The 22482-nt window shown below is 57.2% G+C and carries 23 protein-coding genes and 1 tRNA gene; 14 read left to right on the top strand and 10 right to left on the bottom strand.

Annotation, left to right across the window (positions count from 1 at the left end; genetic code table 11):
* Positions 1 to 154 precede the first annotated feature (154 nt).
* The 9 genes from QMZ29_RS12220 to QMZ29_RS12180 are packed head-to-tail and all read left to right on the top strand — an operon-like array spanning position 155 to position 8396.
* A complete protein-coding gene (locus QMZ29_RS12220; protein ID WP_142105463.1) occupies positions 155 to 1297 on the top strand; it encodes a hypothetical protein in 1143 nt (380 codons plus the stop codon).
* Positions 1298 to 1301: 4 nt separating this feature from the next.
* A complete protein-coding gene (locus QMZ29_RS12215) occupies positions 1302 to 2555 on the top strand; it encodes a TadA family conjugal transfer-associated ATPase (protein ID WP_043140903.1) in 1254 nt (417 codons plus the stop codon).
* Positions 2548 to 3453 carry a type II secretion system F family protein gene (locus QMZ29_RS12210; protein ID WP_261426292.1) on the top strand — a complete coding sequence of 302 codons (906 nt, stop codon included), beginning with the start codon at positions 2548 to 2550 and terminating at the stop codon, positions 3451 to 3453. Before QMZ29_RS12215 ends, QMZ29_RS12210 begins: the two co-directional genes overlap by 8 nt.
* Positions 3450 to 4361, top strand: coding sequence for a type II secretion system F family protein (locus QMZ29_RS12205; protein ID WP_043140897.1), 912 nt, complete (start codon positions 3450 to 3452; stop codon positions 4359 to 4361). Before QMZ29_RS12210 ends, QMZ29_RS12205 begins: the two co-directional genes overlap by 4 nt.
* Positions 4361 to 5119, top strand: a complete 759-nt coding sequence (locus tag QMZ29_RS12200; RefSeq protein WP_141996962.1) for a tetratricopeptide repeat protein — start codon at positions 4361 to 4363, stop codon at positions 5117 to 5119. Before QMZ29_RS12205 ends, QMZ29_RS12200 begins: the two co-directional genes overlap by 1 nt.
* Positions 5116 to 5583, top strand: coding sequence for a TadE/TadG family type IV pilus assembly protein (locus QMZ29_RS12195; RefSeq protein ID WP_261426306.1), 468 nt, complete (start codon positions 5116 to 5118; stop codon positions 5581 to 5583). The genes QMZ29_RS12200 and QMZ29_RS12195 overlap by 4 nt, the downstream gene beginning before the upstream one ends.
* Positions 5567 to 6094 carry a tight adherence pilus pseudopilin TadF gene (gene tadF / locus QMZ29_RS12190; RefSeq protein ID WP_072008262.1) on the top strand — a complete coding sequence of 176 codons (528 nt, stop codon included), beginning with the start codon at positions 5567 to 5569 and terminating at the stop codon, positions 6092 to 6094. Before QMZ29_RS12195 ends, tadF begins: the two co-directional genes overlap by 17 nt.
* Before the next feature lie 12 nt (positions 6095 to 6106).
* Positions 6107 to 7774, top strand: coding sequence for a hypothetical protein (locus tag QMZ29_RS12185; RefSeq protein WP_049205744.1), 1668 nt, complete (start codon positions 6107 to 6109; stop codon positions 7772 to 7774).
* Positions 7767 to 8396 carry an OmpA family protein gene (locus QMZ29_RS12180; protein ID WP_060434853.1) on the top strand — a complete coding sequence of 210 codons (630 nt, stop codon included), beginning with the start codon at positions 7767 to 7769 and terminating at the stop codon, positions 8394 to 8396. The genes QMZ29_RS12185 and QMZ29_RS12180 overlap by 8 nt, the downstream gene beginning before the upstream one ends.
* Before the next feature lie 14 nt (positions 8397 to 8410).
* Here QMZ29_RS12180 and QMZ29_RS12175 read toward each other — a convergent pair whose 3' ends face one another.
* The 5 genes from QMZ29_RS12175 to QMZ29_RS12155 are packed head-to-tail and all read right to left on the bottom strand — an operon-like array spanning position 8411 to position 13692.
* Entirely contained in the window at positions 8411 to 8854 is a 444-nt protein-coding gene (locus QMZ29_RS12175) for a universal stress protein (RefSeq protein WP_060434948.1), read from the bottom strand.
* 21 nt (positions 8855 to 8875) lie between these two features.
* Positions 8876 to 9649: a siderophore-interacting protein gene (locus tag QMZ29_RS12170; protein WP_025304817.1), complete on the bottom strand. Its 774-nt coding sequence runs from the start codon at positions 9647 to 9649 to the stop codon at positions 8876 to 8878.
* On the bottom strand, positions 9630 to 11075 hold the full coding sequence (locus QMZ29_RS12165; protein WP_025304816.1) for an efflux transporter outer membrane subunit: 1446 nt from the start codon (positions 11073 to 11075) through the stop codon (positions 9630 to 9632). Before QMZ29_RS12165 ends, QMZ29_RS12170 begins: the two co-directional genes overlap by 20 nt.
* The gene (locus tag QMZ29_RS12160) at positions 11072 to 12115 is read right to left on the bottom strand and encodes an HlyD family secretion protein (protein ID WP_060434858.1); all 1044 of its coding nucleotides are present in this window, start codon (positions 12113 to 12115) and stop codon (positions 11072 to 11074) included. Before QMZ29_RS12160 ends, QMZ29_RS12165 begins: the two co-directional genes overlap by 4 nt.
* Before the next feature lie 41 nt (positions 12116 to 12156).
* Positions 12157 to 13692, bottom strand: a complete 1536-nt coding sequence (locus QMZ29_RS12155; protein ID WP_016929546.1) for an MFS transporter — start codon at positions 13690 to 13692, stop codon at positions 12157 to 12159.
* A gap of 139 nt (positions 13693 to 13831) precedes the next feature.
* Between QMZ29_RS12155 and QMZ29_RS12150 the strand changes: the two genes are divergently transcribed.
* On the top strand, positions 13832 to 14734 hold the full coding sequence (locus QMZ29_RS12150) for a LysR family transcriptional regulator (RefSeq protein WP_025304814.1): 903 nt from the start codon (positions 13832 to 13834) through the stop codon (positions 14732 to 14734).
* Between the two features lie 198 nt (positions 14735 to 14932).
* Positions 14933 to 15271, top strand: a complete 339-nt coding sequence (locus tag QMZ29_RS12145; RefSeq protein WP_033645080.1) for a colicin E1 family microcin immunity protein — start codon at positions 14933 to 14935, stop codon at positions 15269 to 15271.
* A 147-nt stretch (positions 15272 to 15418) separates the two neighbouring features.
* On the opposite strand, the gene QMZ29_RS12140 is transcribed toward QMZ29_RS12145, so the two are convergent.
* From QMZ29_RS12140 to QMZ29_RS12130, 3 genes are all read right to left on the bottom strand, one after another.
* Positions 15419 to 15513 (bottom strand) — tRNA-Sec (locus QMZ29_RS12140).
* 101 nt (positions 15514 to 15614) lie between these two features.
* Positions 15615 to 16958, bottom strand: a complete 1344-nt coding sequence (locus QMZ29_RS12135) for an esterase-like activity of phytase family protein (RefSeq protein ID WP_261426320.1) — start codon at positions 16956 to 16958, stop codon at positions 15615 to 15617.
* A 75-nt stretch (positions 16959 to 17033) separates the two neighbouring features.
* Positions 17034 to 18233, bottom strand: a complete 1200-nt coding sequence (locus QMZ29_RS12130; protein WP_282980711.1) for a cyanate transporter — start codon at positions 18231 to 18233, stop codon at positions 17034 to 17036.
* 126 nt (positions 18234 to 18359) lie between these two features.
* Here QMZ29_RS12130 and QMZ29_RS12125 point away from each other — a divergent pair, with 126 nt between their 5' ends.
* Complete coding sequence (locus tag QMZ29_RS12125; RefSeq protein WP_164099870.1) at positions 18360 to 19214, top strand: LysR family transcriptional regulator; 855 nt, start codon at positions 18360 to 18362, stop codon at positions 19212 to 19214.
* A gap of 6 nt (positions 19215 to 19220) precedes the next feature.
* Here QMZ29_RS12125 and QMZ29_RS12120 read toward each other — a convergent pair whose 3' ends face one another.
* Together QMZ29_RS12120 and QMZ29_RS12115 are read right to left on the bottom strand one after the other, a co-directional pair.
* Positions 19221 to 19661, bottom strand: a complete 441-nt coding sequence (locus tag QMZ29_RS12120) for a hypothetical protein (RefSeq protein WP_060434876.1) — start codon at positions 19659 to 19661, stop codon at positions 19221 to 19223.
* On the bottom strand, positions 19612 to 20232 hold the full coding sequence (locus QMZ29_RS12115; RefSeq protein ID WP_261426324.1) for a nucleotidyltransferase domain-containing protein: 621 nt from the start codon (positions 20230 to 20232) through the stop codon (positions 19612 to 19614). Before QMZ29_RS12115 ends, QMZ29_RS12120 begins: the two co-directional genes overlap by 50 nt.
* A gap of 207 nt (positions 20233 to 20439) precedes the next feature.
* Here QMZ29_RS12115 and QMZ29_RS12110 point away from each other — a divergent pair, with 207 nt between their 5' ends.
* Positions 20440 to 21828, top strand: coding sequence for an amidohydrolase family protein (locus QMZ29_RS12110; protein WP_261426331.1), 1389 nt, complete (start codon positions 20440 to 20442; stop codon positions 21826 to 21828).
* Between the two features lie 100 nt (positions 21829 to 21928).
* Positions 21929 to 22480 carry a cysteine hydrolase family protein gene (locus QMZ29_RS12105; protein WP_261426335.1) on the top strand — a complete coding sequence of 184 codons (552 nt, stop codon included), beginning with the start codon at positions 21929 to 21931 and terminating at the stop codon, positions 22478 to 22480.
* The last annotated feature ends 2 nt before the right edge of the window (positions 22481 to 22482 follow it).

Genomic DNA, 22482 nt, shown 5'->3' with positions numbered 1-22482 from the left:
CCATCGGTAACCGGCATAAAACCGAGCGAGGTTGCTATCGGTTCCGGCTCTCTGATTTTAACTGGTACAGCTCCGACGAGCAGGCTCTGGATAACTATTCGGAGCGAGAAGTTTGCTCGACCAATGGTAATGATTTCGCTGAGAGAGCACGTTAATGTTCATAGAAAAACTAAAGAGAAAAAACGAGGCCAAAAAGAAAAAGGCCAGCGTGATTGTTTTAACCAAAACTGAGACTGATTTTTTATCACTCTCAGAACCACTCTCATTGTACGACGTCGATACGATGATCAAGCACATCCCCGCTGGCGACCTGCTGGAGTTTATTAATAACGCCCTGACGGGGAAAAATTATTTTGTGCTGGATGCCCAGAGCTACAGCGAGACTGAAATCGCGGACATCGCCATGATGCTGCGTGGTCGCTATCCCTCCATGCTGATCGGCAACGAGGATTCGATCCAGGCAACGTGGCAGGCTCGCGAGCTGGGGTTCAGCAGCTATTTTACCCGCACCAGTGAGATCCGCCTGCTGCTGCTGGGGATAGTGGAACACTTCGGCTATGTGCGCTCCAGAACTTCTCTGGTGATCGGGTTGTGCAATACCTCGCCTGATATCGATATTAATTATCGCGTTTTTCACGATCTCTGTAACAGCGAAATGATGAAAGGCTATTCAATGCTGTTTGTTAACTGCGACATCGCAAACATTTTCTTTGATGCCGCATTGGGGGTAAAGGCCAATAAAAACACCGTTGAGCACGTGCTGGGCTATGAGAATGAACTGGATACCACCTCGTCCCTGAAACTGGTGATGAAAATAAAAGATCACTTCGACTACGTTTCCTTCAACATTGCCAACGACGAGGCGCACGTTGACAACGTTGACGCCTTCCTCAACGGCGTTGAGAAATTCATCGAATCGCTGGCAAACTCCTATGGATTTATTTTTATTAATATCCCCTACTATTTTCTCACGCTGCACGGCGGAATTAATTTGCTCAATGAGAGCGACATCCGTGTGCTGATGACCAATGGGCAGATCGAGTCTATCTATAACCTTAACTATCTCAAGAACCGAATTGGCTTTAAGCAGGATAAAGGGGAGAAAAGAAGGGACAAGCTGATCTCCATCCGAAAACAGGCCGGTAAGCTGGCAACTGAAATCACGGATAAAGAAATCCACACCAAGCTGGGCATCAAGGTGGACTTCAACAATAACGCCAACCTGCTGGGGGGGTTGTTAACCGCTTTCAACCGTAAGAAAGAAAGCAAAAACATTATAGACAGCATATTTAGGTGATGACATGGATATAAAAACCTATGAAAAAATCAGAAACGCGCTGTTAGAGCAAATAAAAATAGAAAACTATGACAGCTCTGCCACTCATGAAGCGCTGATGAAAATTGAAGAACTGCTCATACCGGCGCTCGATCTGGAAAATATTATATTAACCAGAAGAAAGTTTGATGAGCTGATCAAAAGCTATTATGACGACATCTTCGGGCTGGGGCCCATCGAAGATCTGCTGGCCGATCCCAGCGTTAACGACATCATGGTTAACGGGTGTAAATCCATCTACATCGAACGGGCGGGCAAACTCATCAAGCAAGATTCTCAGTTTAAATCTAATGAGCAGATTCTGCGTATCGCGCAGCGTATTGTTGCGCCGATTGGGCGTCGGGTAGATGAAAGCTCGCCGATGGTCGATGCCCGCCTGGCCGACGGTAGCCGCGTCAACATCATCATTCCGCCCGTGGCCCTAGATGGCTGCACCATCTCCATCCGAAAGTTTAAAGAGGATAAATTAGACCTGATCGACCTGATCAACTTTGGCTCGATGAGTGAGGCGATGGGGCACTACCTGAGCCTGATGGTCAGGGCCAAGGCGAACATCATCATCTCGGGGGGGACGGGTTCAGGGAAAACCACCCTGCTCAATGCAATTTCGAACGAAATCGATGATGGCGACCGCATCGTCACCATCGAAGATGCCGCCGAGCTGCAGCTGCAAAAAGATCACGTCGTGCGCCTGGAGTCGCGCCCTAAGGGTGTTGACGGCGGCGGTGAAGTCTCGATTCGTGACCTGGTGATCAACGCGTTGCGTATGCGCCCAGACCGGATCATCGTGGGCGAGTGTCGTGGCGATGAAACCTTTGAAATGCTTCAGGCCATGAACACCGGCCACGAAGGTTCGCTCTCAACCATTCACGCCAATACGCCAAAAGACGCGCTGGTGCGCCTGGAAAGCATGCTCTCCATGGCGAACTCCAATATCTCGGCCAAAACCATTCGCGGCCAAATATCGCAGGCCGTTGATATTATTATTCAATGCGCAAGGTTGCCCTGCGGCTCGAGGAAGATTACCAACATTACGGAAATCGGCACGCTGGAGGGTGAGGTCATTCAAAGCCAGGACGTGTTCCTGCTCGAAAGGCGAAAAGAGTCGGATACGGTCACGAAGTATGCGCATAAGCAGAATATCGCCTACTCCATTCTGGAATCAAAGGCCGCGTTCGCCGGGCTGCTCCCAGAGCTCAAAGGCATCCTGCATGACTAACCTGACGGGCTTCCTCATCACCCTGCTGCTTCTGCTGCTGATGTTCTCATACGTCAGGCAAAAGGCCGCGAAGAAGAAAAAGTGGGAGAACTTTTTCGGTAAAGCGAAGCCGGCTGAGAAAGAGAAAACCAAGGAAATAAAAAAGCTCATCGGCAAGTCTTACCTACCCGACTTCGTGTTTATTTTTGGCACCAAAAGCCTGGTGATGTCTCTGGTGGTCAGCGGCGGCTACATCCTGTTTTGGTGGTTCTGCTGCCTGACCTTCAGCGCCTCGTCGTTTGCCTATGTATTTGGCACCGTGATCCTGGTAGCTATTTCGTTTACCGCGTTGTACGGCATCTACCAGAGCCGTTTCAGCGACTATTTCGAAGCACAGTTCCCCTATGCGCTGCGGCTTATCAGCCGCAACCTGGCCGTGGGCCAGACGATATACGCGGCCATTGATGCAGCGGCGGAGAACCTGAGCGATATCATGAAGCGAGAATTTACCCGCATCTCATTCCAACTGAAAAACGGCGTGTCCTTTGATGACATACTCAGCCGGGGTGAGAAAATCTACCCCTATAAAGGCTACTTTGTTTTTAGTTCGTATATTCGTATCTCCATACAAAAAGGCAGCAGTCTGAAAGATACCCTGCTGTCCCTGGCCAATGACCTGGTCGCCGCTCAAGTCATTAAGAAAAAAACCAAGGCGTTAACCTCAGAGGCACGCGGGGCGGCAAAGATCCTAGCGCTTTTACCGCTGCTGATGCTGGTCGTACTCTATAAGTTCGCCTTTTGGAACTTCGTTTACCTCTTCGATGAGCTTTATGGCCGCTACGTGGTGATTTACGTGGTCATTAGCGTCAGCATCGGGTTTTTCATTATTTCACGCATGATTAAGGGAGTTGAACTGTGATTTTCTTTATCTCAACCTCGCTCTTTATCGTCGGCGTTATTGTGTTTATCTGGGGATTAAAGAGCCACAAGAAAGAAGAAGAGTATTATGATAAATTTTACTTTATCGTTTCCTCACACGAGAACCTCGATGACTACCTCAGCCTGAAAAACAGGATTAAAGACCTGTTCTCTTTATTAATGAGAAAGCTATCATTCTACGTTGAAAACAACCTGTCCCATACGGAATACCATGCTCTCATTAATAAGGCAGGATATTACTCGCTGCAAGAAAGCACCCTATTTTATATTTATATCTCTAGCATATTTCTCTTTTCAACTCTGTCCCTAACGCTGTTAGCCTGCCTGGGTAATCTGTCATTCTATGTCATTCCTGTTTTCATGATCGTGTACTACATTGGCTCAAAGATTTATCTCGAGAGAAAACATAAGAACGAGATCAAAAAGTTCAGGATCAACTTCGTCTACTTTCTCGATCTGTGCGCCACCTGTATCAAAACTGGCATGACGCTGACGGCCGCTTTAGAAACCGTTTCCCCGGTGCTCTATCGCTTCTCCGGTCTGTTAGGCAACAGCATGCAGAACTTTTCACGCACGCTGAAATACAGCGATATAAACATCGCCTGCGAAAAGCTCTATGAAGAGGTTCCCCTAAGCGAGGTCAAGGAGTTTATCGCAACCGTGCGTAACTCCGCCCAGTTCGGCGCTGGCATGCAGTCCGGTCTGCAAGAGTTATCGAAAGAGATCCGCCAGTTTCACTTTATAGAAACCGAAGAAAAAATTGGCTCCGTCAACGCCAAGATGGGGATACCGCTCATTCTCTTTATCATGTTCCCGGTTATTGTTGAAATCATTGCTCCTGGCCTGCTACGCGCCATGGGCAGCCTGTCATTGGAGATGATCTCGTAATGAAAAAGTTAGCCCTCACTTCGATAGTCTTTCTTGCTGCCTGCGTCAACGGCACGCCCGATATGTTGAGAAACGATCGGGAAACGGCGCAGCTGGCGGTCCGCGTCGGCGCCTTTGAAAAGGCCAGGGAGATCGCGGTAGATAGTCTGCAAGCGCAACCGGACAATATCGAGGCACGCTTCTACCTGGCCGATATCTATTCCAAGATGAATAAATATGATATGGAGGGCCAGGAACTGGAGATTATTCAGGGAAAAATTAGCCGCGCAGATGAGAATTACCCAAGGGTGATTATCGAACTAATGAAGAACAGCCTGATGCGGCATCAATATCAGGAAACTATCTCTCTGTATAAACAGAATTTTGCCGAAGGAAAAACGGCGCTTGCCCAGAGCACCACTATGCGCGGCAAATCGCTGATGTATGCCGCCATTGCCTACTGTAAGCAGAATAAGTATGAAACCTGCATCGCCGAACTGAAGCGCGCCAGAACCTACCTGCCGGGCGATCCTGCGCTGGCCGACAACCTAAAGATTGCACAATACATGGCCAAGGCCAGCACAGGGGATATAGACCCTTCTCTGCTGTATGCCGGCTATAGCAATACGGAATCTAAAGAGATGTATGCCAACCTGATCATGGCGCTGATTCGCGGTGACCAAGAGACCCGCGCCTTTGAGTTGCTCAGCATGCGCTATTCCCGCGAGGATTCCATGACGATCATCAACGATCTTAACGGTATGAAAATCGCAAAATGATAAATTTACTCAACAGGGTAAGAAGAGAGGAACGCGGCATCTCGACCATCGAGACCAGCGTGCTGCTGCCGATCCTCTTTATCATACTGATGTTAATTTATGAGGTGCTGAGGTTTCAGAACGATATCTCAATCATTTATTTCAACGAAGAGTTTGCGTCACAGCGCGTCGATCTCTCGTTTTTAGACAACGATGTCGAAAAGATAAATGAAAACTTCCTGGCCGATTTAAACAAGAGCGGCAGTGAGTTTTATTTCAGCGCGCTGCTCTATTCGGAGCCAAAGATAACCTGCTATGAGGATATCAATATCAAAGTCAGCAAAAAGTGCGGAAAGAAAACCAAGCTGATTAACATCGCCTATCAGATCCAACGTGAATACAGCAGCGATTGGATAAGCGACCTACTGTCTTTCCCACAACAATTTGATCGCGAGGTATTTATCGTCAATGATTACTTCCATTAACAGGCTTGTTGATAATGAGGATGGTAGCGTCGCCGTTGAAGGCACCTTTGTTACCCTATTCTTGTCCGTGCTGCTGATTTATACCATGCAGCAGGCTTTGGTCATGTCAGTACAGTTTAGTATTAATAAACTGGCCGATCAAATGGTGAATATTATTTCCCATCGTGACAGCCTGTTTGGCAATGCCAATTTAAGCCAAGGCGACGTCGTTAACGTCGCTAAAATGTTTAGCCAGTTCAAGAACGGCGGAGAAGCGCCGTTTTTCGACGTTTTCGTTGAGGAAATCGCCTACGCAACGGGGCAATACAGCATGTATAAGCTACCCGGGAGCAAAGAAGGCTGCCAGCTCACCAAGCGGCTGACTGACTATGGCATCGATATCAAAACCTCATTCGGCAAATCTAACTCGGTGTATCGGGTTTCCATCTGTAAAAAAACAGAACCGGGATTATTCTCTAAAAATAAAACGCTGCTGGCAGAAAGTGCCATCCAAATTGGCCATCATCATTAGAAGATAATAATCATGAAGAATAAATTCGAGCGTTTTTTAGGTGATGAACAGGGTGGATTAATGCCGCTGTGGGCGATTGGCGGCATGATGGTGGTGATCTCTATTTTTTGGGTCGAAAACTACTCCTCCACCATCATGGAAAAAACGCGAGAAATGCGGCTGACCTCCGTCGTGACCCGTACCTCGATGGTAGAAAGAGGAACGGTGACCGCCAATGCCGGGCGGCTAGCCGAAGCGACAGGCGCCAATATGAATCAGGCAACCCATGCCTTCTCAGCGGAGCTGCAAGAAACCACGCTGGAAAAGCTTCAGGAGCTAAAAGAAAATAAGCGGATCAGCGAACTGCTCGCGACCACTTCCAACGTCAGTCAAAACACTAACGTTCCTTTCGATGAAATAAACAAAACCATTGGCCTCGACCCAGAGGTCAGGATCTCCACGGCGGATAACGCCGTCAAAGTTTTCAGACCGTTACACGTGATTATCGCCGTCGAGGCCAGCAGTCTTAACCGTGCAAACGTGATGCAGGCGCGGGCGGCGCTAATGAGCTCACTATCCCGCCTGTATGCCGAAGCGCCGGCTACCCGAACGACGGTGATCCCATACTCTTTTCGCGTCAACTCCGGGGGCAAATGCTATACCGGGATCGCCCGGAGCGATGCCTTTTCATTTGTCTGGTGGGAAAGCTTCTTTGCGCAAGAAGATTACCTGGCTGAACTTGCAAATACATTAAGAATGGCCGAGGAATATCTCGGAAGATTAAACGCAGAGATTGATTATAGTAATCAGATGATAATATATTTGAATAATGAGCTTAGTCAACATGATCCCGGCACTCAGGAATATAAAGAGCTGACAGAACAAATAAGTTATTATCAACAAGAGATAAGACTTGCTGAGGCGATGCTGCCAATGGCTAATGAAAACATAAAGATTGCCAAAGAAAATGTCGATGCACAGAAAGAAGTTATAGACAACCTTAAGCAACAACAACAGTATATTGATTACTTTCCTCTGGCCAAGCATTACGCAAAAAGGTACGATAACTATTATCTTCTGGATGATTATACCGATAATTTTGCTAACTCTGGAATATTTTCAATTACGCAGAGTGATTTTGAACGCGCCGCAAAGACGACTTACCAAAGTGCGGAATATCTATCCTCCCTCGCGGTCAAACGCGGCGTTTATTTTGGCGATGCCGGCACCTGCCCCGCCAGCACCGTAAAATATGGCCTGACCTCATCCCAAAATGTGAATAGTGCGCTTTCCGGCATCGACTTTAGCACCAATAAGATTAAAACGCTGGAAGGGCTACTGTGGGCGGGGCGCACCGCGTTTTCTGCCTCTCGCGGCATGGCACGCAACGTCATTATTCTGTTTGCGTCGGACACAAAAGAAGTTATCGATCCCGACGAGGTCACCGGCATCCGACAGAGCTGCGCAGCCATTAAGACCGGCTTTATCAATAATAAGTCGGCCAAGCTGATCGTCGTTACCCAGAATCAGGATGGCCGAGATAAGTTCGAAGAGCTGAGCTGCGCTACCCAGTGGTTCACCGATCCGGGCTATATCAACCTTGAAGATATAAACAACGAATCCACGCCAACGCTGGAAGAGCAATTCAACTTTATCTTCTCGCAAGAATCCACCACCAGGAACATTAACGCACATGAATAAAGTTATAACGATCGCGCTGATGCTGCTCTGCGCCCCTTTTTCCTATGCTAAAAGCAGCGACGAGCTCAATCAGTCCAGCTGCCAAACCGGCCCGATATATGAACGCTTCGGCGACGCAAAACGCCAGGCCGGCCTGCTCCGGTTCGACGGCCGCACCAACGCACGGCTGAGCCGTAGCCAGCTGGTGCAGTATCGATTCGTCACCGTGTTGCACGAGTACCTGGGCACACTGTGCCACCAGGAAAACGCTTACGACGCCAACAGCCTCGGCGCCTTGCTACTGACCAAGGAAAACATCGTCATGAGCCATGTCGGCACGGTGCATTTCGCAAGCGGTAGCGCCCTGGTTGATGAGGCGACGCTGGCGCGTTGCTGCTCGCACATCAGCCAGACGTCCGACTACGACGGCATATTTATTGTCAGCCGCACAGACTCAATAGGCAACGCGAGCCACAACCGAGCACTGTCATATCAACGCGGCTACCGTATCGCCGAGCGCTTACCTCAGGCCAGCCCCATTCACCTGATTGCGCTCGGCGCCAGGCCAGCGCGCAGCGGCCAGAGGCCGATCGCCAACCCCAACGATCGGCGCGCCGACATTTATCTCTATCAGCGCCAGTGAGATCCCCCTCCGGCTTAGCGCGGGATCACCAATACCGGTTGGCCAATCTCATCCAGCAGGCCGCGCGTGACGGAGGCGTTCAGCCAGCGCCCCAACGAAGACAGGTGGCGGTGCGAGATGATCAGCAAATCGCAGTTGAACAGCGCCATCTGTTCCGGGATCACCTCGATGGGCGTCCCCGCTGCCAGCAAGCCCTGGGCGTTGAAACCCTGCTGCTTCAGCGCCCGCGTCACCTGACCGACCTGCTTTTCCGCCAGCGCTTCTTCCCGTTGCGCGGCGGGATACTCCTCGCGCTCATCGCTGTCGAAACGCAGGCCGCTGCGGCTGAGCGTAAAGGCATTGTCTACCACCGTCAGCACGATCACGTCGCCGATGCTGCCTTGCAGGCGCACCATAAAATCCAGGGCATTGCCGCTGTGTTCAAAGCAGTCCACCGCCAATAACACTCTCTCAATCATAACCATCCTCACTTGCCTGAGTTAAATCGCGCCCTTGAAGTTGGCTTCGCCCTTTTTCCAATACCCCTTGGCAAACAGCGCAGCGCGGGAGATACCCATTTCGTTGATAAAGCGCGCCTTCAGGTACGCGGCAATCTGGTGTTCGCAGGCCAGCCATACCTGCCCTTCGCCGGACGGCAGTTCGCAATGGCTGACGGCCTGCACCAGCGGGCTGTTCATCACGCTGTCAAAATGTCGGGTGCGAATTTGCCAGCTGTTCACCTGCAAAAAGGAATAATCGACATCCTGAATCTCCTGCGCATCGCCCACTTCGGCGAACCACAGCACCGGCAACGGGTCGGACAGCGAGGCGAGAATGGTGCGCATGGCGGGCAACGCGGTCTCATCGCCCAGCAACAGCAGCCAGCGAGTTTGCGGCAACAACCGGAAGCCGCCGGAGCAAGGGCCGGCGAACCCCAGCTTGTCGCCCGGCATCGCGTCGCGCGCCCAGTTCGACGCCGGGCCTTCGCCGTGCAGCACCATATCGATATCGAAAGTGCGGGCGAGTTTGTCGATGCCGCTCAGGGTGTAAGCCCGTCCGGCCAGCGTGTCGCGCCACGGGAAGAACACTTTGACCCAACTGGCCGGCTCCTGCGCGCGCGGATCGGCGATAAACTTATCCACATCGTCGCCGCTCAACGTGATGCGGCGGATCCGGGCGGTGACTTGCCGCACGGCGCTCACCCGGGCCTCCCGTTTGCGGCGGGTGTCTCTTTCCAGCATCTCGTCGACAATCTTATTCAGCGTGTTGTGCATCAGCCTTCTCCTGTGGCGCCGCCGACGGGTAGGTGTGTTCCCAGCCGCCGCCCAGCGCTCGATAGATATTCACCACGGCGATCGCCGTCTCCTCCTCTGAAACAATTTGCGCGGACTGCAGATCCAGCAGCGCACGCTGCGTGCTCAGAACGTGGATAAAATCGCTCGCACCGTTCAGATAGCTGTCGCGCGCCAGCGCAAACGCGTGTCGGTTGGCGGCCAGCGCCTCGGTCAGGTGCGTCTGGCGGCGCTGCTGGGCGCGATAGCCGGAAAGCGCGTCGTCGATCTCGTGCCAGGCGCGCAACACCGTTTGCTGGTAGGCGATGGCCATTTCCTGCTGCCGGTATTCGCTCAGGCGCACCCGTTGGGTGATTTTCCCCCCGTCGAACAGCGGCAAATACAGGGCGGGGCCGATGGCGAAGGTATGCGTGGACCAACTGCCCATATCCGCCAGTGCCAGTGCCTGATAGCCCGCATTGCCGGTCAGCGTGATGCGCGGATAGTAGTCGGCGGTGGCGATGCCGATCTCGGCGGTTGCCTGATGCAAACGCTCCGCCGCTTCGCGAATATCCGGCCTGCGCAGCGCCAGATCCGACGGCACGCCCATCGGCACCGCGCGCGCCAGCGTCGGCAGGGGCTTCGTCGGCGCCAACATCGCTTTCAGCGCGCCCGGCCGCTCGCCCAACAGCAGGCTGATGGCGTTGATCAAGCGTTCCTGCCTATCGAACAGCGTCGGCAGCAGGGCATCCACCTGCGCCAACTGCACCTGCGCCTGATCGACATCCAGTTCGTTGCCCGCGCCGCTCTGATAACGACTTTGCGTCAGCTGCAGCGTGCGCAGCGCCGTGGCGCGGTTTTCCTGCGCCACCGCCAGCTGTTGCTGCGTGGCGCGCAGGCGTAGATAGTCGCTCGCCACCTCCGCCGTCACCGACGTCAGCAGTGCGCGCCGGTTCTCCTGCGAAGCGGCAAAGCCGGCGCGCGCACTTTCCGACGCGCGACGCAGCTTGCCCCACATGTCCAGCTCCCAGGTGGCGCTGGATCCGCCGCGCCAGAGGTTATAATCCGCCTCTCCGCCGTTGCCGGACGGATCCATGCTGCCCACCGAGGTGGCGCGCTGGCGCTGATAGGCGCCGTCCAGGCTCAGATCCGGCATCAGCGCCGCCTCTGTCACGCCCAGCAAGGCGCGGCTTTGCTGCATGCGCGCCGTGGCGAGCTGCAGATCCAGGTTGCCGGCCGCCGCGCGCTGCACCAGTTGCGACAGCGACGCATCGTTGAATATCGACCACCAGGCCACCGGCAGCGCCCCGCCGCCGGCCTGCTCACCCCAGCTCTCGGGCAGCGCGTTCTGCGGCCGAGCGTAGTCCGGCCCCACCGCCCGGCAGCCGCTCAGCGCAATCAACAGCAGCGGGATCACGGCTCTGTTCATTGCAGGCCCCCGTCCAGCGTATTGATGCTGACGTCCGCAGACATGCCGACGCGCAGGGCGCTCAACAAAGCGGCGTGCTCTTTGTTGATATCAAATACAATTTTCACCGGGATGCGCTGAACGATCTTGGTGAAGTTGCCGGTGGCGTTCTCCGGCGCCACGGCCGCGAAACTGACGCCGGAAGCCGGCGCGATGCTGTCCACCTGCCCTTTCAGCGTTTGGCCGGGAAAGGTATCGATATGGATGTCTACCGACTGCCCGTGCGCAATGTTTTCCAGCTGGGTTTCCTGGTAGTTGGCGATGATGTACAGCTTGTCCTGCGGCACGATGGCCAGCAGCGCATCGCCCGGTTTGACGAACTCCCCGACCCGCAGGCTGTTCTTGCCGATCACGCCGCCGATCGGCGCGGTGATGCGGGTGTAAGACAGGTTCAGCTCGGCCATCGCTTTCTTCGCCTGCGCCAGCATCAGCTCGGCATCGCTGTCCGCCAGCTTGGCTTGCAGCACCTGCTCCATGTTTCGCGCCGCTTTAAGCGTCGCCTCCGCCTGCGCCACATTGGCGGAAAGCGTGTGCACTCGCGTTGTCGCCTGCTGCGCCGCCTGCTGTGAACCCGCGCCGCTGCTGGCCATTCTCTGGTAGCGGTTCTGCTCCTGGCGCGCAAACGCCAGCTCCGCCTGCGCCGCCTGCCGCTCCGCCTGCGCGGCGGCGATCAGCGCGCTCTGTCGGGTCAGGTTGGCCCTGGCGTCGTCCTGGCGGGCGCGGGCGGATTGCTCCTGCGCCGTCGCCTGCGCCAATGCGACGTTGAATTCACGCGGATCGATCACCGCCAGCAATTCCCCCTGTTTGACCCACTGGTTGTCCCTGACCAACACCTGCGCAATTTCACCGGCAATCTGCGGAGAAATACGCGAGATATCGGCGCGAATATAGGCGTCGTTGGTATTCTGCTGTGTCTCTTTAATAAAGAACTTATTGATTAATAACCCCAGCGTAATGACGGCAACCGCCAATACGGCGACGGCGACTTTCTTGTTAGCCATAAAAGTGACTCCAATTAATATTTATTTCTGATGATAAAATGTCAGGCAGCGACCGAACGCGGCGGATAAATACGGGTCGGCATAACTAAAATCAGCGCGGTCAGTAATAACGCCAGGCCGGCAACCAACAGATAAAGATCGGCGCTGGCCAGCACGTGGCCCTGCCGGGCGGCAAGCTGCGCCAGCTGCTCCGCCGACCCCGATGCGCGGCTGTAGGCCGAGCCGAAGCCGTCGGCGATCGTACCGGCGTGATAATCCCCGCGCTGCCGGCTGAGCAGCGCGATGGCGCCGCCGGCAGCGGTGGCGGCGAAACCTTTCACCGCGTTGAACCAGGCCGCCGCAAACGGCCCGTCGGTCGGCAACAGCCCGCCGGTCGCCTGCATCAGCAACGGGATGATCGCCATCGGTTGAGCGACCGCCTGCAACAGCGCGATGACGCGGAACGTGTCGCCGTTCCATTCCGGCGTCAGCTGAGCCGCCAGCACGCAGGCGGTGGCCATCAACAGCAGGCTGATCGCCAGCACCCAGCGGCAATCCACCCGCGGCGTATTGCAAATTATGGCGACGATCGGCAGCGTAATTAATTGCGGCAATGCGACCCACAGCATTAAGTCGGAGGTTTGTTCCTGACGATAACCCTGAATCGCGGCTAAATATCCCGACGTGATATTAACCAGCGACACCATAATTAACAGCACGCCACCCAGCGTAATTAAGGAGAAAGACAAATTCCTTTTGCTTAATAGCTGCAAATTAAAAAAAGGCAGCGGGTGATACCATTCGTTAATCAGAAATAACGCCAATAATCCGCCGCCGCCCAATAATAAAACGTAGATCAGCGGCGAGTTCAGCCAGTCGAGGCGCTCCCCCTGTGAAATGCCCACCGTCAACATGCCGAGCGCCATGCCGCCGAGCAGCAGGCCGCGCCAGTTGAACTGCCGCAGGCGCTCCAGCCGCAGCGGATCCTGCGGCAGGCCGTAACCGATGCACACGGCGGCGATCGCCATCAGCGGCAGGTTCCAGTAGAAATACCCGCTCCAGCCCCAGTGAAAGGCAAAGGCGGCGGCGGTAGCGCCCAGCGTGGCGCTCCAGGCCGAGACCCAGCCGTAGGCACCCAGCCCCAGCACCTTGATCAGCGGCGGCATAAAACGCAGCACCACCGTCATCAGCATCGGCGGCAACGCGCCGCCGGCGAAGCCCTGCAGGCTGCGCACCGCCAGCAGCACGCCATACTGATCTCCCAACCAGGGCGTCAACAGTCCACCGGCCAGGTAAATGCCGCACATCGTCAACGCCACCCGGCGCAGCGAAAAGGTCGGCCAAAAACAGGGCGTGAACCCGGAACCGATCACAAAGCCGGTGACGTAGCATGTGGTCAGCCAGCTGCCGGCATCGAAGCTCAGCAGCATGCCACCCTGTATATCCGCCAGCGCAAACTTGCTGGCGTTTTCCCCCACGCCGCTGGCCATCACCGCCAAAAACACGCCGAACAACCCCAGCCAGGTACGGCCGTTGATTTCACCGGCGCTGGCGAGCCATCGATTTTTGTGGTGCGGCGTAACAGACACCTCAACCATTCCCCACTCCTGCTGTTTCAGCCTCAATCTTTGTTGTCGTGGGCAGTATCCGGAGTTATTTCGATTGTTTAAAATGAAATGATGTAATTAACTAGTTGCACAAAACGCAACCCATTGAGCGCCCCCCCCCGGAGAGGCCATGCCGCAAAAAATTGATTTCAACCTGATCTATGCGCTGAATCTGCTGCTGGAAGAAGGGAGCGTGAGCGGCGCCGCCGAGAAGATGAATCTGAGCGCGCCGGCAATGAGCCGCATTCTCGGGCGCATCCGCCGGCAGTTCGACGACCCGATCATGGTCAGAGCCGGTAAGCATCTGGTGCCGACGCCGCGTGCGCTGGAGTTGAAACGCCAGCTCGGCGACATCATCGAGCAGGCCACTGCGCTGATCGCACCGAGTGATGCGTTCGAACCCGGCAAGCTGACCCGAACCTTCACCATTCGCGCCAACGATATCTTTATCGGCGCGCTGGCGGGCGGATTGCTGGAGACGCTGCGGGAATCGGCGCCGCTGAGCGGCCTGAAATTCATCGCCGAAAGCGACGGCGAGGATGACGCGCTGCGCAGCGGCAAAGTGGATCTGGTGATCGGTTCCTCACGCGACTGGCACCCGGAAATCAAGACGCAGAGCCTGTTCACCAGCACCTTTCAGGCGCTGGTGCGCCCTGGGCACCCGATCATCGGCCGGGTAACGCCCGAAACCCTGACCCATTACCCGCATATCAGCGTTTCTCGCCGCGGACGCACGCAGGGGCCGATCGACGACGCGCTGCGCGATCTCGGCCTGCAGCGCAACGTCGCCCTGACCCTGCCGGGCTTTCATTCGGCGATGATGCTGACCATGAAATCGGACTTTATCCTGCCGCTGCCGCGCCACGTGCTGCAGGGGGTGAGCAACATCCACCTGCCGTTGGCGGAGCTCGAGCTGCCGCTCGAGCTGGAATCGGTGTTTATCGTCCAGGCCTGGCACCCGCGCCTGGATCGCGATCCGGCGCACCGCTGGCTGCGGCAGACCATCAAGCAGTTCTTTTTGCAGCGGGAGTGAGGGGGCTATGTGTTGGGGAGAGGGACGCTCGCTGCAGAACCCAAATACGCCTGCCAGATAAGCCGGTAATATGGCATTTTGCCGAAGCCCTGCGCATACTCAGACGCCTTGGGTAAACCGCGCGACGCGGGCAATGGCATCGGTATTCCATTTCGCCAAGCACGAAACAGAAAGGAACTCATGCCCAGGGAGGCGCAAATGACCAAAGCGTATTATTGGAAAAGTCAGGTGTGGGGCGTGACTTACTTTTTTATCGCGCTTTATTACATCTATTCTTTCCAGGACATGGTGAATATCGCACTTTCGTTGATCCTCTCCATCCTGAGCTTTTTACTGTATCCCTGTGCTAAAAAAGGCACTGAAATGGCCGCCCTGCAGTTCACGAGTGAAGAATTTTGGCACCGCGGACTGTTCGCCGATACCATAGGCAAAAATGGCGTGCTGATCCTGTATTATGCATTCTGTTATGTCATGGCCCTGCCGCTGGGCGCCCTGTATCTGCTTGCCCTGTTTCTCAGAAATAAAAAGGCCGCGTAAGCGGTTTTTACGTCAACGGCTTACTGCCTCATAGTCCTTCTTCATGAACGTTTCTTCTACCCACGCAAGCTGCGCTATCACAAAGCGAAAGAAGCAAACTTACTCTACCGGAGCCGACAATCACAGAGGAGATTGGGAGATATTGATTGGCGGAAGATCACAGGAGTCGAACCTGCCCAGGACCGCTGGCGGCCCCAACCGGATTTGAAGTCCGGCCGCCCCACCGGGGACGAGGATCTTCCTTGGAGAAGAGAAGAAGCAAGGCGCTGATTATAGCGCAGTTTGTTCGCTGCGCTAAGCGGGAAATCGTGCGGCCGCCGGCGATTCGGCGGCCGGGGGGGAGCTACTTCAGGAAATCCTTCACGTCCAGCAGGATGAACTCGTTGTCATCCGCCATATTGGGCTGGCGGCTGGAGGAGAACGGGAAGTTGTTGTCGTTGCCGACGATGATGTGGTTGGCGTCCACCACGTCCACGTTCTCGATGGTGAAGAACGGGAAGGTCAGCACGCCGTCGTTCAGCGGCTTGCGCGCCAGCTTGTTCGGATCCTGAATGTTCATCAGGTCGATATAGCCCAGTTTTTCGACCGGTTTGCCGACGTTGGCGTCCGAGAAGGCGATTTTATATACCCGCTTGAACTTGGCTACCTGGCTGAAGCAGTTGTCGGTCGGCGCACCGGCGGCGCAGGCTTTGTCCGGCGTGCCTTCGCCGTTGTCGCGCTCGATCACCAGCCCGTGGGTGGCGTCGATCATGTTGAAGTCGCCGATGGCGTTCTGGTTGTCTTCCAGCACGTACTGCCAGCTGCGGCCGGTCCAGGCCTGCTGTTTGACATCGAACTCCAGCACCCGCAGGTAGCGTTTACCGCCGACGTTCTCGAACTGCTCGCCGTCCCACAGCGCGCCTTCCAGCAGCGGGTACAGCTTGCTGCCGTCCGGCGAGGCGGCCATGCCTTCAAAGCCCTTGGAACGCGCCACCTGGAAGTTCTGTTTGCCGTCCGGCGCGCCCGGCAGGATCAGCGTCGGGTTGTCCGGCGATTTCACCACCTTGCCGTCCACCTGGGTGTCGAACACCGCCAGCACTTTGCCGTTCAGGTCGGCCTTGATCAGGTAAGGCCCGAACTCTTCACCGATCCATAAGGCATCGTCGGCAAACTGGAAGCTTTCCGGATCGAAATCGCTGCCGGTCAGATAACGCTTCTCGGTGCTCTCGTTGATGATGTGGAACGGCACCTTTTTATCCGGATCGTGCAGGAACACCGTCTTCAGCGGCGCAACCGTGCCGTCTTTGAAATCGATCTTGTAGTGGTTGAGGTACAGCATGGCGTCCGGCGAGTTGGCCTTGCTGCCGAAGCCGTTGTCGGTCAGCACCCAGTAGGTGCCGTCGGGCATGTGCTTGATGCCGGAGTGGCCCTGCAGCGGCTGACCGCTGATCGGCAGGCCGAGGCCGGTCAGGCGATCGGCGGATTTGCCCGCCACGCTGCCCAGCTCGGTGACGCGTTTGCCGCTGGTGTATTTGCCGCTCTGTTGCAGATCGCTCGGCGCGTCCTTCGGCGTGGAAACGGCGGATTTTACCGGCAGCAGCGCATGCCCGGCCAGCGTCGCTTGCACCGGCTGCGCGTCGGCCCACAGGTTGGCGCTCAGCGCCATGCAGCCGACCAGCAGCGCCAGCCGGGTTTTGGTGTTGTGCATGTCATTGTCCCTTTTCGTTGTTATCGCCCAGAAGTAAAAGCAACGTCACTATAGGGAGCGGCAATGACAGAAATATTATTCGGCGAACGCCCGTCGGTAGCTGTGCGGATGGAAGCGCCAGGTGATGGCGATCAACACCACCACCAGCAGCGCGTGGATCTGCCAGTCCAGCACGAAGCCGCCGCTGTAGTCGCGCAGCAGGCCGGAAAGGTAGGGCGTCACACCCGCCAGCAGGAAGCCGACGCCCTGCATAAAGGCCACCAGTCGCCCGGCCGCCGCCGGCTGGTGCAGGTGATCGAGCGCCAGCACCAGGCACAGCGGGAACGCGCCGCCCAGCCCCAGCCCGGAAACCAACACCCACAGCCACGGCAGCGTCTGCGGCAGGTAAATCAGGCCGATAAAGCCGATCAGTTGCATCATCAGCGCCAGCAACAGCAGCGGCCGCCGGTCATGATTGCGCGCCAGCGCCGGCAACAGCAGCGCGCCCACGACCTGGCCAAAGGTCATCAACGCCAGCAGCGAACCGCTGGCCTGCGGCTGCCAGCCGAGCTGCATGTAATACGGCGGCAGCCAGGCGATCAGGCTGGTATAACCGCCGTTGATCAGGCCGAAATAGGCGCCGAGCAGCCAGGCGCGCCGGTTGCGCAGCAGGCCTGGCCCGCGGTTTTCGCCCGCCGCGCCCAGGCGAGACAGCCCGCGGCTGACCGGCCACCAGGCCAGCAACGCCACCAGCGCCGGCAACGCCCACCAGGCCAGTGCGCTGTGCCAGTCGTGCCCTACGCTCATCAGCCACGGGGTGATCGCCGCCCCCAACCCACCGCCGCCCATCAGCGCCGCCGACCACAGACCGGCCACCAGCGCCATGCTGTTGAGGAAATGATGCTTGATGATGCCGGGCATCACCGCCTGGATCACCCCGATGCCGAGCCCGCCCAGCACCGCGCTCATCAGCAGTTGCACGCTGCCGGGGGCCAATTCGCGCCAAAGCGCGCCCAGCCCGATCGCCAGCAGGCTCAGCGTCACGGCGCTGCGTTCGCTGAACAGCCGGTTGATCGCGCCGCCCGCCAGCGCCATCAGCCCCATCATCAGCACCGGCAGCGTGGTCAGCAGCGCCGCGCCGCCAAAGCTCAGCCCGGTAGCCCGGCGCAGCGTCGGCAGCAACGGGCCGATCGAGGTCAACAGCGGCCGCATGTTCAGGCCGATCAACACCAGCGCCAGCAACAGGGGGTTGAACCAGCGGCGCGAGGAAGGTGAATTAACAGAATGATTTAACAAGGTATATTCCTGGTACTGCGAAATGAAGAGTGCGGCGTCACAGCGCGATCGCCGCAGCGTTGCGTTACTGTAGGCAACGCCGCTAGTATTGGGAAATTAAATAATAAAATAGCCAACAGTGGGAAAATGAATCGCTACCCGATGTTCAATCCGCAGCTGCTGCTCAGCTTCGTCGCCGTATGCGACAGCAACAGCTTCACCCGCGCCGCAGAGCGGGTGTTTTTGTCGCAGTCCACCGTTAGCCAGCAGGTACGCCGGCTGGAAGAGATGCTGGGCAAGCCGCTGTTTGAGCGCTCCTCGCATCAGGTGCTGCTGACCGAAGAAGGCGTCAAGCTGTTGAGCTACGCGCGCCGCATTATCGCGCTAAATGAAGAAGCCCACGACGCGCTGACCGGCATCTGGCGCGACGGCGTGCTGCGGATCGGCATGCCGGAAGATTTCGCCGTGCCCACCACCGAGCTGCTGGCCGACTTCAGCCGTGAGCACCCGCACCTGCGGCTGGACGTCGCCAGCGGCCTGAGCGCCGATCTGCACAGCGCCTACGCGCGTGAAGAGCTGGATCTGATCCTGGTGAAACAGCGCCGCCGGCAACCGCCGCGCGCCGCGCGGCCGGAACCGCTGCTGTGGCTGGACAGCCTGGCCTTCCCGGCCATCGAGCAATCGCCGGTGCCGCTGGCGGTGTTTCCGCTCAACGGCCTGTACCGCGAAGAGCTGTGCCAGGCGCTGGACACCCTCGGCAAACGCTGGCGCATCGGTTACAGCAGCGCCAGCCTGGCGGCGCTGACCGCCGCTTCCGCCGCCGGGCTGGGCGTCACCCTGCTGCCGGCCGGCTGCCGTCTGCCCGCGCACCGGGTTCTGGGTGAGGCCGAAGGATTACCGCCGATAGACAGCTTCGAACTGGCGCTCTACTACCGCGACGGCGCCCCCGCCGCCACGCTGGCGCTGGCCCAGCGGCTAACGGTGTTTTGCGGGTTGAAATGAGACCACTTACGCCACTATCTGCGGATATTCGCGCTGCAGCCAGTCGATAGTCCGTACCCACAGCGCTTCTGTCTGCTCAAGGCAAGCCTGTACCGCCGCATCCGTCACCAAATCACCGGAGTAATCCGCCACATTGCGCTGTTTTCGCAATGCATCCAGGCAGATCATTGCCTCGCGCGGCAACCCTACAGTGAGCGGCAACGTTTGGATCATGGTCTGGTGATGACCAAGCCTGCTGGTCAGCGTACGGTATCCCTTGGCGTGCAAAGCGGCATTAGCCATTTGCATGACCGCCTTATATGCCATGTCGAAACGGCTCTCATTGCTGAGCTGAGTGATACCCGCATCGCGTCGGTTGCGAGCGGCGGCGGCCAGCAATTTTTTAATCGCCCCCGCGTCAGGCGTTATCACCTCCAGTCCCAGCCCGACCAGATTGTCCAGCGTCATCCTTGTCTCCCGCAATCCAGAGTTGGGGTTTCTGCATAATGTCCTGAATAAACGCGGAGTTCTCGGCCAAAGCCGCTCGCCACTCTTCCGGCGAGTACAGTTTGGGGTTAATTTCCCGACCCAGCGTTGCCTGCAGCGGATAAACCGCCTGAATTACATCCGCAAAAGACAGTTTACCGACGATCAGAACATCGATATCACTGGCCGCCGTCGCTTTGCCGCTGGCGACGGAACCAAAGATGAAAGCCCGTTCAATGTCCTCCCCAAATCCTGCCAGCACCTGCCGTAAGCGCGCAGCCGGGCCGCAGGTCTTGCGGAAAATCGCCGCCAGCTCGGGAAAAATCAGGCAATCGGCGTTAGCCTGATAGCAAATTTGGTTGCCCTGCCGCTTCCTGAGCAAGATGCCGCCTTCAGCCAGCCGGCTCAACTCTTTATGTAAAGTCCCGGCCTGAGTTGCGGTGCGCCGCGCAATTTCTCGCACATGAAACGCCTGCCCGGCTTCAATAAACAGCAGGCTTAGCACTTTTCTACGGTATTCGCTGAACAGTAATTCGAGCATCGGATCGTGCATCACGCTGACCTCAATGTAGCTTTAATGACTACAAATGTAGCCATTAAAGCTGCGAAAGAGCAAGCCAAGAGCACCCTTCCGCCGGCAGACGCCGATCATTACCAAATCGAATAGTCACCAGTGGCAAATGTCGCTGCCAACCGGTCGGTTCCTCTCCTAAATTGGGGGATGTTTTCACTCCCTCACCTCTGGATTAAGGAACCGAACGTGGAAAACCCTCAGCAACCGGGCCGCAGAGCCTTCCTCAGCCAAACCGGCAAACTCACCACCGCCTGCGCGGTGATCGGCCTGACCGGCGGCATGGCGCAGGCCGCGTCACCGGGCGACGGGCAATGTGCGCCAACGCCGATGACCCTGACCGATCGCCACTACTGCCTGAGTGAGGTGCGGCTCGAAGACGGCTTTGAATACGACGGCGAAACGGTGATCGGCACCCGCACCGCGCTGTATACGCTTGAGATCAAAGACGGCAAGATCGCCGCCATTCATGCCGCCAACGCCGCGCTGCCCGCCGGCGTGCCCCGCTATCAGGCGCAGGGCCAGCTGCTGCTGCCGGCGTTTCGCGATATGCACATCCACCTGGACAAAACCTTCTACAGCGGCCCGTGGCAGGCGCCGCGCCCGCGCCAGGGCAAAACCATCATGGACATGATCGCGCTGGAGCAGACGCTGATCCCGAAACTGCTGCCCACCTCACAGCAGCGGGCGGAAAATCTGATCGCCCTGCTGCAGTCCAAAGGCAGCACCGTGGCGCGCAGCCACTGCAATATCGATCCGGTCAGCGGCCTGAAAAGCCTGGAGCACCTGCAGCGCGCGCTGGAAAACCACCGGGCGGACTTCAGCTGTGAAATCGTCGCTTTCCCGCAGCACGGCCTGCTGCACTCCAGGGTCGATGCGCTGATGCGCGAAGCGATGCAGATGGGCGTGCAGTACGTCGGCGGGCTCGATCCGACCAACGTCGACGGCGCGATGGAGAAATCGCTGGACGCCATGTTCCAGATCGCCCTCGATACCGGCAAAGGCGTGGATATCCACCTGCATGAAACCAGCCCGGCCGGGGTCGCCGCCATTAACTACATGATCGCCACCGTGGAGAAAAACCCGGCGCTGCGCGGTAAGGTCACCATCAGCCACGCTTTCGCCCTGACCACCCTGACGCCGGGCGAACTGGCGGAAACCGCCACCCGGCTGGCGGCGCAGCAGATCACCATCGCCTCCACGGTGCCAATCGGCGGCCTGATGATGCCGCTGCCACAGCTCAGTGAGAAAGGGGTGTTCGTGATGACCGGCACCGACAGCGTGATCGACCACTGGTCGCCGTTCGGCACCGGCGACATCCTGGAGAAGGCCAATCTGTACGCCCAGCTGTACCGCGGTTCCGACGAGTATCACCTGTCGCGCGCCATGGCCATCTCCACCGGCGGCGTGCTTCCGCTGGACGATAAGGGGCAGCGCGCCTGGCCGAAAGCCGGCGATGCCGCCGAGTTCGTGCTGGTCAACGCCAGCTGCTCCGCCGAGGCGGTCGCCCGTCTGCCGGCGCGCAACGCCACCTTCCATCAGGGGCGCCTGGTCGCCGGCCAGGTGAGCAAAGCCTAAGGTCGGTCCGCTGTTGTCATCATGATGGCCGTTTTTGGCCTTCTGCCAGAGTCAGTAGCGGCGCAAGATGGTCGCTACACACACTGGCGGAGGGCCGAAAATGTCACAGAGCGCGTTATTGATCATCGATGTCCAGCAATCATTCCAGCACCGTCCATTCTGGCAGGAGGACGATCTGCCAGCGTTTCAACAGGCGCTGACCCGCCTGATTGCGGGCTGCCGACAGCGCGGCGCGGCCCTGGTCGACGTGCTGCACGTTTCGCCGCAGGGGCCTTTCTCGCTGGCTTCAGGCCATGTGCAGCGCCTGCCGTTCCTCACCCACCAGGCGGATATCACCGTGCATAAGCATGTGCACAATGCGCTGACCGAATCCGGCCTCGACGCCTGGCTGCGCGAACGGAATATCAACCACCTGATCGTCTCCGGCATCCGCACCGAGCAGTGCTGCGAAACCACCACCCGGGTGGCGTCCGATCTCGGTTATCGGGTGACTTTCGTCACCGAGGCGACGCTGACCTTCCCGATGCGCCATCCCGACGGCGAAGTCTTTACCCCCGCGCAGTTGAAACGGCATACTGAAACCGTACTGGTCGATCGTTTTGCCCGCATCGCCAGCGTGGATGAGGCGCTGGCGCAACTCGCACAGGAGTAACC

Origin of the sequence: Serratia sp. PF-27, assembly GCF_030053255.1 — a bacterium.
Lineage (GTDB): Bacteria > Pseudomonadota > Gammaproteobacteria > Enterobacterales > Enterobacteriaceae > Serratia > Serratia bockelmannii.
Note: the sequence above shows the minus strand (reverse complement) of the source record. Positions and strands in the feature narration are given on the sequence as shown.

What these genes read in the sequence shown, in the direction of transcription:
- QMZ29_RS12220 (WP_142105463.1), top strand. Translation starts at nt 155, where the DNA reads ATGTTCATAGAAAAACTAAAGAGAAAAAACGAGGCCAAAAAGAAAAAG.
- QMZ29_RS12215 (WP_043140903.1), top strand. Translation starts at nt 1,302, where the DNA reads ATGGATATAAAAACCTATGAAAAAATCAGAAACGCGCTGTTAGAGCAA.
- QMZ29_RS12210 (WP_261426292.1), top strand. Translation starts at nt 2,548, where the DNA reads ATGACTAACCTGACGGGCTTCCTCATCACCCTGCTGCTTCTGCTGCTG.
- QMZ29_RS12200 (WP_141996962.1), top strand. Translation starts at nt 4,361, where the DNA reads ATGAAAAAGTTAGCCCTCACTTCGATAGTCTTTCTTGCTGCCTGCGTC.
- QMZ29_RS12195 (WP_261426306.1), top strand. Translation starts at nt 5,116, where the DNA reads ATGATAAATTTACTCAACAGGGTAAGAAGAGAGGAACGCGGCATCTCG.
- tadF (WP_072008262.1), top strand. Translation starts at nt 5,567, where the DNA reads ATGATTACTTCCATTAACAGGCTTGTTGATAATGAGGATGGTAGCGTC.
- QMZ29_RS12185 (WP_049205744.1), top strand. Translation starts at nt 6,107, where the DNA reads ATGAAGAATAAATTCGAGCGTTTTTTAGGTGATGAACAGGGTGGATTA.
- QMZ29_RS12180 (WP_060434853.1), top strand. Translation starts at nt 7,767, where the DNA reads ATGAATAAAGTTATAACGATCGCGCTGATGCTGCTCTGCGCCCCTTTT.
- QMZ29_RS12175 (WP_060434948.1), bottom strand. Translation starts at nt 8,854, where the DNA reads ATGATTGAGAGAGTGTTATTGGCGGTGGACTGCTTTGAACACAGCGGC.
- QMZ29_RS12170 (WP_025304817.1), bottom strand. Translation starts at nt 9,649, where the DNA reads ATGCACAACACGCTGAATAAGATTGTCGACGAGATGCTGGAAAGAGAC.
- QMZ29_RS12165 (WP_025304816.1), bottom strand. Translation starts at nt 11,075, where the DNA reads ATGAACAGAGCCGTGATCCCGCTGCTGTTGATTGCGCTGAGCGGCTGC.
- QMZ29_RS12160 (WP_060434858.1), bottom strand. Translation starts at nt 12,115, where the DNA reads ATGGCTAACAAGAAAGTCGCCGTCGCCGTATTGGCGGTTGCCGTCATT.
- QMZ29_RS12155 (WP_016929546.1), bottom strand. Translation starts at nt 13,692, where the DNA reads ATGGTTGAGGTGTCTGTTACGCCGCACCACAAAAATCGATGGCTCGCC.
- QMZ29_RS12150 (WP_025304814.1), top strand. Translation starts at nt 13,832, where the DNA reads ATGCCGCAAAAAATTGATTTCAACCTGATCTATGCGCTGAATCTGCTG.
- QMZ29_RS12145 (WP_033645080.1), top strand. Translation starts at nt 14,933, where the DNA reads ATGACCAAAGCGTATTATTGGAAAAGTCAGGTGTGGGGCGTGACTTAC.
- QMZ29_RS12135 (WP_261426320.1), bottom strand. Translation starts at nt 16,958, where the DNA reads ATGCACAACACCAAAACCCGGCTGGCGCTGCTGGTCGGCTGCATGGCG.
- QMZ29_RS12125 (WP_164099870.1), top strand. Translation starts at nt 18,360, where the DNA reads ATGAATCGCTACCCGATGTTCAATCCGCAGCTGCTGCTCAGCTTCGTC.
- QMZ29_RS12120 (WP_060434876.1), bottom strand. Translation starts at nt 19,661, where the DNA reads ATGACGCTGGACAATCTGGTCGGGCTGGGACTGGAGGTGATAACGCCT.
- QMZ29_RS12115 (WP_261426324.1), bottom strand. Translation starts at nt 20,232, where the DNA reads ATGCACGATCCGATGCTCGAATTACTGTTCAGCGAATACCGTAGAAAA.
- QMZ29_RS12105 (WP_261426335.1), top strand. Translation starts at nt 21,929, where the DNA reads ATGTCACAGAGCGCGTTATTGATCATCGATGTCCAGCAATCATTCCAG.